This window comes from Vibrio sp. NH-7, assembly GCF_053643215.1.
The window spans coordinates 289203-306424 of record NZ_CM132188.1 but is presented as its reverse complement, the minus strand read 5'-3'; the positions used below and the strand labels follow the sequence as shown (position 1 = coordinate 306424).

General features: G+C 47.6%; 10 protein-coding genes and 1 pseudogene. 6 read left to right on the top strand and 5 right to left on the bottom strand.

Going from position 1 to position 17222, the window contains the following annotated elements; all coding sequences use genetic code 11:
* Positions 1-403 precede the first annotated feature (403 nt).
* Together pulA and ACUALS_RS15715 are read left to right on the top strand one after the other, a co-directional pair.
* Complete coding sequence (gene pulA / locus ACUALS_RS15720; protein WP_454449797.1) at positions 404-4762, top strand: pullulanase-type alpha-1,6-glucosidase; 4359 nt, start codon at positions 404-406, stop codon at positions 4760-4762.
* Between the two features lie 348 nt (positions 4763-5110).
* Entirely contained in the window at positions 5111-7882 is a 2772-nt protein-coding gene (locus ACUALS_RS15715) for an amylo-alpha-1,6-glucosidase (RefSeq protein WP_454449796.1), read from the top strand.
* A 67-nt stretch (positions 7883-7949) separates the two neighbouring features.
* Here ACUALS_RS15715 and ACUALS_RS15710 read toward each other — a convergent pair whose 3' ends face one another.
* Together ACUALS_RS15710 and ACUALS_RS15705 are read right to left on the bottom strand one after the other, a co-directional pair.
* Entirely contained in the window at positions 7950-8798 is an 849-nt protein-coding gene (locus ACUALS_RS15710; protein ID WP_454450032.1) for a MalM family protein, read from the bottom strand.
* A gap of 75 nt (positions 8799-8873) precedes the next feature.
* Complete coding sequence (locus ACUALS_RS15705; protein ID WP_005469992.1) at positions 8874-10214, bottom strand: carbohydrate porin; 1341 nt, start codon at positions 10212-10214, stop codon at positions 8874-8876.
* A gap of 451 nt (positions 10215-10665) precedes the next feature.
* On the opposite strand from ACUALS_RS15705, the gene glgX reads away from it, so the two are divergent.
* The 4 genes and pseudogenes from glgX to ACUALS_RS15685 all read left to right on the top strand — a co-directional run.
* The gene (gene glgX, locus ACUALS_RS15700; protein ID WP_331399525.1) at positions 10666-12612 is read left to right on the top strand and encodes a glycogen debranching protein GlgX; all 1947 of its coding nucleotides are present in this window, start codon (positions 10666-10668) and stop codon (positions 12610-12612) included.
* Positions 12613-12763: 151 nt separating this feature from the next.
* Positions 12764-14530: a diguanylate cyclase gene (locus ACUALS_RS15695; RefSeq protein WP_454449795.1), complete on the top strand. Its 1767-nt coding sequence runs from the start codon at positions 12764-12766 to the stop codon at positions 14528-14530.
* A gap of 103 nt (positions 14531-14633) precedes the next feature.
* Entirely contained in the window at positions 14634-15500 is an 867-nt protein-coding gene (locus tag ACUALS_RS15690; RefSeq protein WP_454449794.1) for a glycerol kinase, read from the top strand.
* A gap of 9 nt (positions 15501-15509) precedes the next feature.
* Positions 15510-15611: pseudogene (locus ACUALS_RS15685) on the top strand (ABC transporter substrate-binding protein); the annotation flags it as partial.
* Between the two features lie 63 nt (positions 15612-15674).
* Here the strand turns inward: ACUALS_RS15685 and ACUALS_RS15680 are convergent.
* From ACUALS_RS15680 to ACUALS_RS15670, 3 genes are read right to left on the bottom strand one after another with little or no spacing between them, the layout of a single operon-like run.
* A complete protein-coding gene (locus tag ACUALS_RS15680) occupies positions 15675-16103 on the bottom strand; it encodes a YccF domain-containing protein (protein ID WP_038135099.1) in 429 nt (142 codons plus the stop codon).
* Between the two features lie 23 nt (positions 16104-16126).
* Positions 16127-16420, bottom strand: a complete 294-nt coding sequence (locus ACUALS_RS15675) for an antibiotic biosynthesis monooxygenase family protein (RefSeq protein ID WP_454449793.1) — start codon at positions 16418-16420, stop codon at positions 16127-16129.
* 35 nt (positions 16421-16455) lie between these two features.
* A complete protein-coding gene (locus ACUALS_RS15670) occupies positions 16456-17187 on the bottom strand; it encodes a sulfite exporter TauE/SafE family protein (RefSeq protein ID WP_454450031.1) in 732 nt (243 codons plus the stop codon).
* Between the last annotated feature and the right edge of the window lie 35 nt (positions 17188-17222).

Here is a 17222-nt window from a genome sequence, read left to right as displayed (position 1 = left end):
GAAACGACTGATAGAGCAAAAACAGGATCTAATGCTCATTATTTACTCATTCGTCACTTAGCTCAAATCCTCGTCAAAACCGACATCAACGTGGCCTCGGTTCATGCATTTTTTACCGCTAGAATTATCCTCATGATTTTAGACCTACTCGGTCACACATTTTAGGCTGAGAGCCTCATCCTTTCGCGACCGAGCTCCTCCTCAGCTTCTCATCCACCGCTTAGTTCAACGTGACCAAGCACACTGTGTCGTACAAAAATTCCCCTACACAACGTGACTTTCATTTAAACCATCAATTATTTATCGAACAAAATTAACTTTGATTATTCAACTCACAGCGTGCTGACTTTTGCTAACTCTATGATTTTCTGCGTCCAATAACCTACGTATGGAAACAAAAATAATGAACACTCTTAAATTATCTCCGCTTGCCAAAGCGCTGATACCTATCTTGTCGGCCAGCGTGCTAATGGCCTGTAATGACAACAGCTCCGATACCAAACCCGTGACCGAAATTCTCGACAACAAAGTCGTCATCTCACCAAGCGATATGCCAACAGAACCTACCGTTGCGGCTGATGAAATCATGGTCAGTTACATTGCAGAAACTACGAGCAACAGTGCGCGCTCTCTATCACTTGGCGAAAACTGGCAGCTTACCTGCGGAAACGATGAGTACAACGCAAAAGGCAGCGACAAATTTGGCCCATACTGGGTGCTACCGAAATCCAGCACTCTTGGCGCGTGCACAATTGCCAAAGGGGAAGAAACACTGGCGAGCGTTACTTTAGATGCCACCAGCGGCAGCAGCTTAGGAGTAACAACGAAAGGTGAAGTAATCCAAGGCTCGCGCACCGACACTTACCTTACCTCTATTGGTTTCGATCAATCAGGCACAGATGTAAAACTGAAACAAGTCGAGGCGCCAACTGAGCTAGCCAATCCACCAAGTGGCCACTTTGCCATTCAGTTTTATGACCCACTTGGCGATTACAACGAAGAAGGCGCAGATAAGTTAGGTTACGGTAAATTCAACCTTCACCTTTGGAACAACGCCGATTGTAATGCGGGCGATCCAAATGGATTTAACGATGGCTGGGACGATGTCACCATCACCCCAAATGATGCCGATGAGTTTGGCCCAGTCTGGTACATTCCTGTCACAGAGGATGCGACGCAGTGTTTCAACGTCATCATCCGCAATAGCAACAAAGACAAGGTGATCAACGCTGATTTAAAAGTCGATATTTCAGGTAAGGCCGACAACCCTAGCGCAACCTATATGTCAGGAAAAACGCGTGCTTACGCCAGCCGACTTGAAGCCTACACCACTGATGGCCCATCTAGCGAGTTTACCATCGACACCATTGGCGCCATTTTGCTTGATGATGAAACCTTGGTTTGGAAAGCAGCAAACAATGCCGACTTGGTTCAGCTGATGTTCTCCAAAGATGGTCAATATAAAGTGGGGCAAGATGGCGTTGTAAGTGGCTCGTCACTGAAACTCAAAGCCACCAAACTGAGTGACGCACAAAAGTCGAAATTCCCACATTTAGCTGACTATCCAGCATTTGAGCTGCCTAACGTGGCGTTGAACGAGCTGCTTAAATCAAGCCTTATTGCCATTGCTTCAAATGATGTTCAAGGTGAGAGCTTTGGAGAGCTTCGCGCCTCAACCGCGGTGCAATACGCCGGCGCGTTGGATGCTATTTTCGCCGAAGAAGCGACAGAGCTTGAGTATGGTCCAATCTATGGCGACAACGGCGTCACCTTCCGTCTTTGGGCACCGACCGCTCAAGAAGTCAAACTCGTGGTGTATAACGCAGACAAATCGGTCGCGGGCACCCATGAACTGGAAGAAGATAGCGAATCGGGCAGTTGGAGCGTAGAACTCGATAAAGAGACGGTGGATGGCAAATTCTACCGTTACGCGATGAAAGTATTCCAGCCAAGAGGACAAAAAGCCGCGGAATATGAAGTGACTGACCCATACTCAGTCAGCTTGTCGATGAACTCCATTTACAGCCAAGCAATCGACCTTGATGACGACGCGCTAAAACCAGCGGGTTGGGACGCTCTATCGGCACCTCACTCTCAGCTTGAAAGCGACGGCAGCTTATCCGATATGGTGATTTACGAATCTCATGTTCGTGATTTTTCAGCTCTTGATAACAGTACTGAGCCGAATCACCGCGGTAAATATCTGGCCTTCACTGAAAATGGCACCGCGCCTGTGAACCACCTCAAAGAGCTCAGTGAAGCGGGCATGACACACCTTCATTTGATGCCAGTGTTTGACATTGCCACCATCAATGAAGATCCAGATAAAGTCGCCAACATTGATCAGCCATTTAGTAAGCTGTGTGACCTCAATACCGCAGTGAAAAGTGACGCAGAGTTCAGCCAATACTGCTCAGGTGACCAAACCATCGCAGAGGTGTTCGAGACCATCTTGCCCGATGACAGACTACAAAACCCAGTGGTGCAAAGGCTGAACGACTATGTGCGTTCCGTCGACAGTTACAACTGGGGCTACGACCCGTTCCACTACACCGTTCCAGAAGGTTCATACGCGACCGACGCTGAAGGCAGCCAACGCATTCTCGAATTCCGCCAGATGGTTCAATCGGTTAAGCAAGACATTGGTATGAATGTCGTGGTCGACGTAGTGTACAACCATACAAACGCATCAGGACTAAACGATAAATCGGTTCTTGATAAAGTGGTTCCGCTCTACTATCACCGCCTAAGCCCAGATACAGGCAATGTTGAAACATCAACCTGTTGTGAGAACACAGCGCCAGAGCACGCGATGTTCGCCAAGTTGATCGATGACTCAGTCAAAACCTGGGTAGAGGCGTACAAAATTGACGCATTCCGCTGGGATCTGATGGGCCACCACCCACTGGCGCAAATTCAAGGTACCTTGAGTGCCGCTCGTGAAGCAAACCCAGAAGTGTACTTCTATGGTGAGGGCTGGAACTTTGGCGAAGTGCAAAACAACAAACGTTTTGTTCAAGCCACACAGCCAAACCTTGGCGGCACAGGCATTGGATCATTTTCCGATCGTCTGCGTGATGCAGTACGCGGCGGTAGCCCATTCGACAGCGGTGACGCACTGCGTAAAACGCAAGGTTTTGCCACAGGTGCAGGCGTTCAGCCTAACGAAATGAACAAGCAGTCTGATGGTTCAGTGAGCGAAGCGGAAATGACGCGCGCACTTGAGCAAATCGATCTGACTCGCCTTGGCATGGCTGGCAACCTCAAACAGTTCAAGATGATTGACCACACTGGCACAACCATCTTGGGCAAAGATGTCGATTACAACGGTCAAGCGGCTGGGTACGCAGAACAACCTTGGGAAATCCAAAACTACGTGTCAAAGCATGACAACCAGACGTTCTGGGACATCAACATGTACAAGGCTCCGCAAGAAGCCGCCTCAGAGGAGCGTACCAAAATGCAAACCGTGGGCATTGCTACGGTTCTGCTAGGTCAAGCGATGCCATTTAACCACATGGGCGGTGAATTACTGCGTTCTAAGTCAATGCAGCGCGACTCCTATGACTATGGTGACTGGTATAACGTCGTGGACTTCACGCGCCAAGCGCAAAACTGGGACAAAGGGCTACCAACAAAAGACAAAGATCTGAGTAACTACGAGCAGATCGAGCGTGCAACCTCGGATGTTCACTCTCAAGCAACGCCGTCAAACATCGATACCATGTTTGAAAACTACAAGGCAATGCTCAAACTCAGAACATCAACGCCATTGATGACGCTTCCGAGCGCACAAGAGATCTTTAATCGCGTTGATTTCCGAAACACGGGTAAAGATCAAACACCGGGATTGATCGTCATGACCATCGACAATGGCTCAACGCAATCGACCGATCTTGATGAAAAACTCGATGCCGTGGTTGTGGTGATCAATGCCAGCCCTGACAATCAAACGATTGGGGACTTCTTCGATCATCAAAGCAAGAAGATTGACCTGGCTGGCTTCGAGCTTGCTCAAGATGCAAATGGGATTGCAAACGGCGCGACCTTTGCTGATGGCCAGTTCAAGGTCCCTTCTTGGTCAGTTGCGGTATTCATTCAACCTCGTGGTGACGTACGTGGGTTAGGTTTACCTGTCAGCGAAAAATCCGATGATTTGCCTCCGTTTAAAGCGGTGCATGTCGCGGGCGCATTTAACGGCTGGAGCCATATCACCAAAGCGACTTACGCTAATCAAGGACTGTATACAGCGCGAGTCGGTTTATCTGAATCGAGTGAATACAAATTTACAGCAGGCAATTGGGATACGGCTTGGGGCTGTGGTGCATCGGGCTCAGACAACTGCGTTGCCACCTTCACCGAACTCGGTATGTATGAGCTCTCGCTCGATGCGTCCGACCCTGAGAAGCCAGTCGTCCTGGATGCTAAATTGGTCGAAAGTTACGAAGGTAGGACTTGGTACATTCCTGGCAGCATCTCGGGTGGCTGGGGCCATGATGGCGCGCAGATGATGGTGTCAGGTGACAACAATACCGTCACGTTTGAAACGGGTGAGTTGCCAAGCGGTGAAACCGTCGAGTTTAAGTTTACCTGTGGAGGTTGGGGAGAATGTGAACATGGCGCTGCCGATGTTATCCCTGCAACAAACTCCCTGCCAATTGGCGGTGACGGCAATATCAGCTTCACACCAAAAGAGACCGGCTCCTATCGAGTGAGCTTTAACATCTTGAGCAAAGAAATCACGATAGCGAAGATGTCGTGATATAGAAAATCACGCTTAAGATAAACCACCATACAGGGAGGCGCTATGCCTCCCTGATTCCATAAGCCTCACAGATTAAGTTCACAAAAATAAAATCTTATTCAACAACCAAATTAGTCAATTCAGCGCAAAGCGCACCGACAAGCTCTCTGATATAGCCTTTGCCTATACCACTAACACGCTAATCAATTTCAATCTCCGCCACTGCGCAACTAAAATTAGACCTATTCCATCAATCATTTTGTGACGTCATTAAGCGAGTGCCCAAAAGGGATGAAACAACAAGTTGGAGCACAACACGCGCTCTTATTCTATGGCGCATTACACAAGCGAGTTTGAGAAAATAACATGAACAACCTACCCAATTTATATCTAAAAGGGACTTTCAACGGTTGGGGGTTAGACACACCTTTCACCCAACTGTCAGCTGAACAATATTCAGCGTGCGTGGTCTTCTCGGCAGACCAACATCGCTTCAAAATTACCGATATGGATGGCTCTGAGCAGTGGACTCTTTCTGGCCATGAGATAGACCCTACCACCGTCGAGTTAAACCAAACGACACCGCTTCTCACGACTCACGGCATTGGTAATGACTTGCTATTTACGCCAAGCGCCACAGGTCGATTTACCCTTCTGCTTGACCTATCCGATGACGCGCCAAGTCTGACCATCCAAACGGGTGGAGACAACCAGCAGACCCTATCTAAACGCGATCGCCTTTGTGCTCGACTAAACAGTGTGAGCGCACCGGCATCCGAAATCCTCTGTGCAGAGGGCGCCCTTGAACCCTCCACTCTTTTCGATGCGCTTGCGATTGAAAACGATGACAGTTTTCCGTTCGTCTTCGGCGACAACGTCGATGGCTACTACGAAGGGCGAACTCACCAATTTGTCTCTGCGGGTCGCTATCGTCATCATCAAGGTTGGTACTTAGGCGGTTTCGCCTCTTGGGTCGATGGCGAGCTCAATATAAAACCTTCCGCGCTCAAAGCACGCCTGCTTCCTTTTGGAATAGAGCACCAGTTCCACAACGCTAAAGACTTACTCAGCCTTCACCAAGCGCAGCGAATGGCGTCGCTCACTGTCAGCACAAACGAAGCAAAACCGTTGAGCGTACTTCCAGAGCTCAATGTTGGCGTGAATGATGTCAGCGTGGAAATAGAGGGCGATGTGATCGTGTTAGCGATCAACGCCGAACTTTGCCCAGAAGGTAGCCCAAGATTCATCGCCATCAGTGCCAATCAACCTGTAACCATCGAGGAAGTGTCATCAACGCAGTTCCCAGAGCTGGAACAGCACTTATTCCTGTCTGGTTCACACTGCCAGATCATGATCAGCAGCGTTCAACCAAGCGTTGAACTCACGGCGTATCTCTGTTTTGAACACAGCAAAGCTAAAGCGATTGAACATTGCCGCCAAGCGGCCCAGCACAATGCGCTTCAACAGCATAAAACGAAAATCTACCAGTTTCTCACCCACAACTATCTTTGGACAGACGACCTTGAATACAACCGCGCCGTGATGTGGGCTCGTTTGTCGAGTCGTGTCTTCGTCAGCCATGAGTTTGGCACAGGTATATGGGCGGGTTTGCCTTGGTTTAAAGATTGTTGGGGAAGAGACACCTTCATCGCGCTCTCTGGCACAAGCTTAGTCAATGGCGAGTTTGAGGAAGCAAAATCCATCATCGAAAACTTTGCCTCAATGCAACAGTTGGACACTCAATCTGTCAACTATGGTCGCATCCCAAACCGAGTTACCAGCAAAACCAATATCATCTACAACACCACTGACGGTACGCCTTGGATGATGCGAGAGATCCTTGAGTACATCAACTACAGTGGCGACAGAGCGTTTGCCAAGCGGATTTACCCTGTCATTCAACGTTTCATTTCTGGTGTTGAGACGCATTATTTTGATGCTGATGGTTTGATGAAGCATCGTCATCCGGATACGTGGATGGACGCCAAGATCAACGGCCAAATTCCGTGGTCGCCACGAGGGCCAAAAGCCAACGACATCCAAGCCCTGTGGTTTGAAAGCCTCAACGTCGCAAAACAAGTCGCACTTCTCAATAACGACCAAACATTTGCCGAGCATGTCAATGCGCTCGCCAAACATGCCAAACAAAGCTTTATCGATAAGTTTTGGGATGAGAAACACCTGCAATTGGCCGATCGTCTAGAAGAGAATGATCGTCCTGACTTCAGTGTCAGACCGAATCAGTTGATGGCGATGACTATCCCACAACAAGAGAGTCTTATCGCCCCTAGCATTGGCCAGCATATGGTGAAAAACTGCGTCGACAACCTGCTGTTCCCTTGGGGGATTTGTTCGCTCAACCAGCAACATGCCGATTTTCACCCTTACCATGACAATCGCAGCGAGTATCACAAAGACGCCGCCTACCATAATGGCACCATTTGGGGGTGGAATGCAGGGTTTACCGTCTCAGCGTTAAACCGCTACCACCAACAAGACTTTGCTTATCAACTGAGTAAAAACCTCGCCAAACAGATTTTGCAGCAGGGTCATCGTGGCACCATGAGTGAAAACTTAGATGCCTTTCAGACTCATCCTCAGCAACTGGTTGAAACGGGCACCTATGCCCAAGCGTGGTCAGTGTCCGAGTTCGCCCGCAACGCTCAACAAGACTATCTGGGCTTTAAGCCAAAACTCATCGCCAATAGGATCGAACTTGCGCCCAAAATCCCGTCGCAATGGCAGAGCTTTAAAGCAAAGCTGCCATTTGGAGAAAACAACGCACTCCAATTTGAGTATCAGCGAGACGCACAAGGATGCCGCTTCCAATTAACCCCTGCGGTATTGAAAGCGGATATTCAACTTGATATCAAATTCCGCGTTGGCGACAGCGTGATTGCGGTAACAAGCGACTTGTCTGCGCCTATCACAATACACTTAGATCTCTCGGGTAACTGCACTTACATCTCTTCACCCGCTAACGTGAAGCAGGTAGAAAATGAGTACCGATGGGAACTGGAAAAGCTCGCGTTTGCGTCTCCGGACAACTCAGCGTGTTTTGCTTCGTTGAATGAGCGCGATTATCTCTTCAACAAGCGAAAAACTGAGGGGCTACAGCAAGATAGAGACGCCATCTAAATACTAACGCTAGATAGCAAAAGAGCTCCAAACAAGGAGCTCTTTTTTATTATGAGTGTTTAGATGCTTACTTTGCGTTCACCGCTTTGACGAACACTTCCTGAGCACCTTTGATATTGAGCGCTTTCGCTTCATCAAGCAGGCTTAATGCTTTGGGAATATCACCCGATGCTACCGCAGTCTCAATCGCATTGTAGTAGTAGGTTTGCGTGTCTGGCTGCGCTTGAATCACCGGTTTTGTGACCGCTTTTTCCGTGGTCACGACAGCGGAACTCGCCGCGGCAGCACGGAATGGACGCAGCTTCAGGGTTTCTACCTCTAGCTCAATATCCCCTCCCAATTGGTAGGTGTAGACAGGGTCAGTCACCATCGGCATAACTTCGCCAAATTCTTGCGCACGAACTTTCGCTGGGTGGTCAATTTTGACGCTTTTACCCAAGGTGTCGGCTGGCGTATAAATAACAAAATAAGGCGTTTTCTCGGCGCTAGCTCGGAACTTAGCGACATAGCGAGTGCGGGTAAACGCATTTGACGCTAACACTTGGAAGTCATCTAAGGTCAACGTTTTTACGACCTTGAAATTGCTGTCTAGAAGTTGGACTTGAGGCGAGAATACCGAGTCATCAATCATTAAACTCGATACCGTTACCTGCACTTGTCCAGAGCGCTCACTAAAACGGAACGCTTCAAAATAACTGTTGCCTTCAGCAAATTGTCCGACTGGGGAAGAAGGATTAATTTCGAATGAAAGCGATTCTTTGTCGCCCAGTTGAGCGAATGGGAACTTAGAGTAGTCACTGCAACAAACTTCAGCGTTGGTTGGCGCAGCCACTTGTTTATCAATCGGGGTATTCGATGCACAACCCGCTAGCAAAGCACCTAGCACAACGGCTAAAAAAGAGTGTTTATTGTTCATCATTATCTCTCACTAAAGGTTGTTTTATTAAAATGACAAAAGGCAGCCAATTGGCTGCCTTGCAGTTTATCTGGCTTAGAACCAGATTTCTGTGTGGATACCGACAATAACTTCTTTGCCGTCAGTGCCACCTAGACCGATACCACCTGCACTTTCTTCTTCAGTGTTGTAGTAAGTCACGTAAGGTTTGATTTGTGGACGACCGAAGTAGTCTGCGTTAACCGTTACTGGAAGCGCGGCTTCTAGCATGTAGTACATGTTGTCGTCTTGACGACCCCATGCTGCGCCATCAGCAATTGTTTCTTTAGAGACACTACCTGTCATTTCAAAGCGTAGGTTGTCGTTGATCTTGTAAGAAGGACGCGCTGCTACAAGGATACGAGTCAAATCTTCTTGACCGAACATTTCGTTAGTGATGAAGGCTGTAACTTCTGTACCTAGCTGCCAAGAGTCAGACAGGTTCGCAACACCGTAAGAAGTTAGGAAGATGCTGTTTGAATCATCGCTAAAGCCGTTGTCACCGCTCCACGCACCGAAGTTCACACCGCGGTTTGCTGCTGCGCCGTAACCGTAAGCAATACCTGTTTGGCTCCAACCATCAAAGCCGTAGTAGTCGCGGTTATAGGTAATTGCTGCGCCAACGCCGTTGTCTGCTGCAGGATCCGTTTTGTTCGCACGAGTGATGTATTTCACATCAAAGTTGAAGCTGCCGCCAAGCGCTTGAACGCCGTGGTAGTAAGCGTTGTACGCAACGTTTGTTTCGCGGTCGCTGTTAGTGCCGTTATTGATGTCATCATTAGTGTCTGCAGCAATCACTGCGAAACCTGCTGTGTTACCGCCAAGTTTGGTTTGGAAACCCGCACCTAGACCAGAAGATTGGTTCCAGAATTCACCAGAAAGCAGACCCGCTGAACGGTTGAAGTATCTGTGACCACTCCAGATAGACGAATCGTCACCCAAGAAAGAGATGCCACCTAGCTCAACGTACGCTTCTTTGATCTCAAATTGCGCTTTGTCGTTCGCTTTTTGGCTACCCTCTGAGGAGTAAGCGAATGAGTTACCGTTACCGAACTCTGAACGAACAACGAAATCAGACCAAACACCGTTGTTGTGCTCTGTGTGTTTCTTGATTGTGAACTCGACTTGGTTTGTGCTTTGACCTGAAGTACCTGCACTGTGGTAATCTGGCTTACCGAACTCAGAATCGATCGTCTCGCCATCTTTCATGCGGAAGTTTGCTGACATGTAACCATGCACTTCCCAGCCATCAGAAATCACTTCTGTTGGGTTTGCTACTTCCACTTCCATCGCTGAATCGCCTGATGTTACGTCTAACGCAACGTCTGTTTCAGCCATGACAAATCCCGATGTTAAGGCAGTCGCCACTGCAGCCGCTAACACGCTTACTTTTTTCATTATATAACTCCGTTTAGGGTTTCTTATTCTTATGCCTCGTATTTCGATACATCCTGAAAGGCAGCAACAGGTCGCGAAAAATAGAGGTAAGACAGAACTCAGCTTCAAGTGAAACCTTGTCCTCATTTGTTTCAACTGTGGCCAGATTACAGGGGGAGTAGAGGGTCGACTTCATCCGAAATAAATTAATTTTGGGGGGATGAGAAAGGAGGAGAAAACTAACCGTATGATATATTAGTGCCCTAAATCACACTATCTAGGAGGAGGATACCTCGTAGGAGAAACTATTCTTAGAACAAAATGCCAACTTGCTCACTAATTGAATTAAATTCGCCACAAATTTGAAATAAAATTACATTTACAAATTTTATCCAAGGCGCTTGACCAATGTCTTACAACACTATTTACTTAAGTTTCGCTATATAGAACACAATATTTGTAAGTAATGATCATGCAGTGCTCTCATCCATATCCGTTAGGCGCAACACCCCATGAACACGGGTGTAATTTTTCTATTTACGCGCCCGATGCAGACTCGATTCAATTAGCTATCTTCGACCAATCCGGTGACTTTAAAACGTTTCAACTCGATGGCGAATACGCGGGAATAAAATTCACCTTTGTACCTGGCATTCTGCCTGGCGCTCAGTATGGCTATATTGTCGAGCACAATGGCGAGCCGCATTTAATCTCAGACCCGTACGCAAAAGCGCTGGCAAAACCTTTGCATTACACGCTGCCTTTTAATTCAGAGAAGAGCTTTGAGTTAGCGCGCTGTGTGGTTGTCTCCGACGAGTTTGACTGGCAAGGGGTTCAGCGACCAAACCGTCCTCGTGATGAGATGGTGCTGTTTGAAACACACGTCAAAGGGCTGACTAAGCTCCACCCAGACTTGCCAATTGAGTGTCAAGGACGCTATCTGGGACTGGTTAGTGACGCCATGCTTGAGTTCTATAAAGAGCAAAACATTAACACGCTCCAACTGCTGCCAGTGGCTGCCTGCATGCATGAGCCTCACCTGTTAAAGATGGAAAAGGTTAACTATTGGGGCTACAACCCCTACTTGTTTATGGTGCCTGATCCAAGATACGCCGACAAAGATGCCGTCAACGAGCTAAAAACCGCTATTCGCGAGCTGCACCGCAACGGCATTGAGGTGATATTAGATGTTGTTTACAACCATACGGCGGAAGGCGGCAGTGATGGCCCGGTATTCAACCTAAAAGCGCTCGACAAACGTTACTACCTGAAACACGGCGAGCACTACGCCAACTACACCGGATGTGGCAATACCGTCGATCTTTCTTATCAGCCGAGCTTGAATCTGGTGATGGATACGCTCCGATACTGGGTTAATGAATATCAGATTGATGGGTTCCGTTTCGATCTTGCGGCCACACTGGGCCGTCATGGAGAGCACTTTAGCCCAGACGCAGGTTTCTTCAAGGCTGTGGCTCAAGACCCGGTATTACAGCAAATTAAACTGATTGCAGAACCTTGGGATATTGGCCCCAACGGTTATCAAGTCGGCAACTTCCCATTCGGCTGGAACGAGTGTAACGATCGACTGCGCGATATCACCCGTAGCTTCTGGCGCGGCGATCAAGGGTTTCTCAAAGAGTTTGCGACACGCCTTATGGGCTCACGTGACTTGTACAGTGCTGCGAACTGGCCTTATAAACTGACGGTCAACTACATCACCTACCATGACGGTTTCTGCATGCAAGATCTTGTCTCTTACAAGCACAAACATAATGAAGCCAATGGGGAGCACAATCGTGATGGTCACGGCGACAACCGCTCTGACAACTATGGCGTAGAAGGCCCAACGGAAAACCTCACCATCGTTGAAAAACGTGAAAAGCAAAAACGCAACTTCATGGCCAGTTTGCTGTTTGCGTTCGGTATTCCACATATTCTTACCGCGGATGTGCTTTCTCATACGCAACGAGGGAACAACAACGCCTATTGCCAAGACAATGAACTGAGTTGGTTAGACTGGCAGATGGATGAGCGGAAGACGCGTTTCAAACAATGGCTCGCAGAGATGATCCAAGCTCGCCAGCATTATATGGTGCCTTTTATTCGTGCGTTCAGCGGCGAAAACCGCAACGACAACCGAATATTCTGGCGCAGACTCGACGGTTCGTTTATGGAGCATGAAGACTGGAACCGACTCAGCTCGATGGCTCTGCACTTGGGTATCGGCGAAGAGGGATCAGAGCTGTTTTACTGCATCAACCAAACCAACGCACCCGCCAGATTTACCTTACCAGAAAGAAAAAGCGCTGAATGGACCATGATCTGTAATACCGACTCACATGATCTTCATCAATCGATCGATCACAAACAGGTATTGGTCGCCCCCGCGTCCATAGCGATCTTCCACTCAAAATAGAGACACAAAATGAGCGATATGGTGACATATCGCTCAATTTTATAAAGCCATGCAATTATAGACTGGATTAATATGCATTGATGTGCTTTCCAATACCGTTTAGTATACTGGGCATAATTACTATATATTCCGTATCAATCAGTTGGCACACATGGCGTTACCAAAAATACTTATTCGAACGCTGAGACCGTATATCATTCTTCTTGTTTTAGGGATGATTTATGCGGCTTATCATCAGCTCAATCAATCCGAAAAGAGTGCCTATCAGCAATCTTTTGGCAACTTAAAAACCGCATTTCATCTTATTTCCTCTCAAGTCGAAGCGGCAACAAGTAAACTCTATCTCCTCAATGATACCGATTCACTCAAGGACTTTGATTCAACCGCAAAACGCATCTTGGAGCATTCACCTGCTTACCTAGATATCATCACCGTCGATCATCAAACTGGGCAATATCGTTCGGTGTTACTTAATCCAACTCTGGCCGAGCAAAACACCACTATGGTGTGGAGTCCGCTGAATAAAGTTGACCCTAGATTTACCGTTTCTTCTGTTTACGAAAAGCAGCCAGAGCAATGGGTGTTTGCCGTCAAATACCAACAAGACAACCTCAATGAAATCTGGATTGAGTTTGACCTCAAGTACACCACACAAAGCCTGCGCGGCCTAAGAACACTTTCCGATGGGTACGTCTTTGTCGTTGATAGCTCAACCGGCAGACTTGTCTTTCACCCAGATCCGCGACGAATCGGCACCCCTTCTGTCAGCTACCATGCGGGCATCAGTGAAATGATCACTAACGGCTTGCGTTTTGGTCGGCATGAGTATTACTACAAAGGTCAATTTAAACTCTCCGTATTCGATAGTGATAACCCATACCAATGGGTATTTATCTCTGGGACGGATAGGTCTGATGTTTTGTCCTCTTCGTATCAGTTTTCGCTAACGGCGATAGTGATTGCGTCCCTGTTGTTGCTTGCCGTCGCTTTTAACTATCTGACCTATCAACTTAACCAATCTCTGGCCGACCTGAACAACAAGCACGATCTGCCAGATTTTAAACACCATCTGCGCGCTATCTTGGATCGCTTCTGCCATCATAAGGGGATCCAACTCTGTTTTTATGACTCTGATTACGGTTACTTCAGCACTATCGATTACCATGGAAACAGTCACATCGTTCTGAAAGACAAAGATCTCGCCAATCGATTTTCACCCAGCTCACTACGCTATACCGCCAAGCGCTACGCCGATCCTTTAGCCAAAAAACTAAAGATCGATGGCCGACATTACACCATCCCCTTGTTCGATAAAGGCAGCTTAATTGCGGTGATTTACATGACGGCAACCTTCCCTACTTACCGCAGTATTTTGCGCATGATTCGTGACTACTCAGAAGTGGCGCTTTCCAATCTATTACTGCACAAAAAACTGCGCAGTAAAGATGTGATGACTCACCTAGATAACAAGCTAACGATCCGTGAAAAAATTGATTCAAACTTAGATAAAGAAGGCATCTACCTAGCGATACTCGATATCGATCACTTCAAGCGTATCAACGACGTGCACGGGCACCAATGCGGTGACCATGTCATTCTCCATACGGCTGAGTTGATGAAGAAATGTTTCCCTAAACCCGGGGCAATGAGTTTGGCTCGCTATGGCGGCGAAGAGTTTTGTGCGTTGTTTTACGCCAATGATGAAAACGATGCCTATGAACAGTGCGAGCTGTTTAGGCAAGTAGTAGAACAAACCGAGTTAAGTTATGAAGAGATTAATGTTCGCTTCACCGTCAGCATCGGCATTACCTCGGTGCAAGATAGCCAACACACGACGATTGGCCGCGCCGACAAAGCCCTTTATCAAGCGAAAGGACTTGGTCGGAATCAGGTAGTGCTCAACACGTTTCGTGCGTAATAGAAAGGGGAAGTGGCTAAGCACTTCCCTTTTCTTTCCCAATCAACCTATTGACGCTCATACATTTTCCTTGAACAATGATTCCATGTTCAAGGAGCGCACTATGTCAGATAAACTATCCACCACCGCCCTCGCCAAGTTGCGTCAACAAGATGCGAAGGAACTCTTTACCGAGTTAAAAAATGCTGGCTATATCAACCGAGGTGACGAAGGTTGGGTGCTCACCGAGATTGGGGCTAAGTTTGGCGGTGAGTACATCACGCACGCCAAATTTGGAAAGTTTATTGTTTGGCCACAAAACCTCCTCATCGATCATGCTGCGACCAGTGGTAATACACTCTCTGCTACTCAAATAGGCCAACGCTTTGCTCTGCCAGCAAAGAAAATCAATCAACTCCTGCAAGAGCTGGGCTGGCTTAGTCGCACTGAACAAGGTTGGCAGGTAACTAAATCAGGTCTTACTGTTGGCGGCCATCAACGGGGAGATAAAGAGACCGGTGCGCAATTTGTGGTTTGGCACGATACCATCATTCGTAATAAGCGCTTGAAGCAGTCGGTCGTCGAATTTTCCGGACAAGACGCCGAAACACACACGACAGACAAATCCTTGTCCAGCTTTAGGCAAAAGTTTGAAGCCAAACATCGCACCCTCGATGGCCACTATGTGCGCTCTAAAGGTGAGCTCATCATCGATAACTGGCTTTACATGAACGGCATCGTTCATGCCTATGATCGCCAACTACCTATCGAACAGGACGTATTGAGTGACTTTTACTTGCCGGCAGGAAAAGTGTATCTCCAATATTGGGGAAGTGATTCTGGTGAAACCGATGCAAAACAACGAGATAAAATAATAGCGTTATACCAAGAGCATGGGTTTGCCCTTATCGAAGTGACTCCTGATGACATAGAGCACCTTGATGAGCGATTGCCAAGTAAATTACGAGAGTTTGGGATTAAAGCCTACTAACGCCCCGTTGCTCATAAACTTAATCAAGCAATCAAGAGCATTCGTGATAACGGCACGTACGACAAAATCGCTGCCAAGTACTTTTCATTTGATATTTATGGAGAAGAGTAGCCTTCGAGCCGCAAACAAAAAGCCCTCTATAATCTAATATTGAGGGCTTTTTCTGTTAATGCCTTATTTTGAGTAACGCGCCATTGCAGCTTGCTCTTTAGGCACTACAGTTTTACCAATCGGCGCCAGTGAAATGTAGGCGAGCTTCAAATGCTGAAGTGCGAATGGAATACCGATAATGGTAATAAAACACGCCACTGCCGACATGATATGACCAATCGCCAACCAAATGCCTGCCAACAAGAACCAGATCACGTTACCTATTGTGCCTAACGGGCTGGTGCCTATGTCCATCTCTTTGGTGAGCTCATCTCGTCCTATCACCTCTTGTCCGAACGGGAAGAAAGAGAAGTTCCCCATCACGAAACACGCTCGTCCCCACGGAATACCAATAATACTGATGAAACACAACAAGCCGACTAGCCACCAAGCAAGTCCCATGATGACGCCACCACACAAAAACCAAATAATATTACCGAGTACTCTTAACACTTGTTTCTCCTTTGTAGAAAACCTTATCCGTAGACCTTTTCAAAGTGTTCTACGGTTGGGAAGGGATCATAAAAATGATGTAAAAGTGCCTTCCATTCCTGATATTGCGCGGATTGTCTAAATCCTTGCTCGTGGTCTTCTATTGTTTGCCAGTTCACCAACAAAATATAGCGGCTCGGGTTTTCAACACACCGTTGCAGTTGGTGTGAAATATAGCCCTTCATGGACGCTATGATCGCCTGCGCTTTGGCAAAGTTTTGCTCGAATTCAGATTCCAAATTCGGCTTCACATCTAATATTGCGACTTCCAGTATCATGTTTTTTCCTTAACCTAAGATGAACAGCGCCCGTTTTATTGAACTAATCCCTGCCATACCGCCGTTGCACCACTGACCGTACATAGGGCGAGTGCGCCCAAGCGTATCTTCTCTTTGGGTAAAGAGTGGGTGGTTAACTGCGCCAGTTTATAACCGACCCAAGAAGCGGGAATCAATGGAATTGAAATCCAAAGATGATGCCAAGTGAGAAACCCAGCAGGCATTTGAATGATCAGCGAGATGATGGAACTAAAGACAAAAAACGCCGACAGATTTCCCCGAAGCTGATTCGCCTCTTGGTGCTGTAAAAGCAGTGCCATTGGCGGGCCACCGATGGCTGAGCTGGTTCCAAAAAATCCAGAGAAGAATCCCGCAATGCCCATCCTCGCCGGTGTGGGCTCGATTCGAAATGGCAGTAAGCTGACTGCAACCGCAAACAGCACCAATAAACCAAGCCATAGTGCCAGTAAGTCGGTGGAGACTAGAACAAGCAGCACCCCACCCGCAACAGAGCCGGGAACTCGCCCTATCAAGGCCATTTTTAAGCCACCGATTTCGACACTTGCGCGGTGTTTTAAGGCATTGAGAATCGAGATGAATAGCGCCACCAAGCAAATCGGCGCGGGAACGTAATCTGGGGACACCAAAATCAGCAAAGGCGCTGCGACAATCGCCAGCCCAAATCCAATCGCTGTTTGCACAAACGATCCTAAGAAGATCAAAAACGCGGCAATCAGAGCCTCTGGCGTTATCCATTCAGCGTACATATTCATCATTTACTACGAGTCAGTGAGAAACTTCA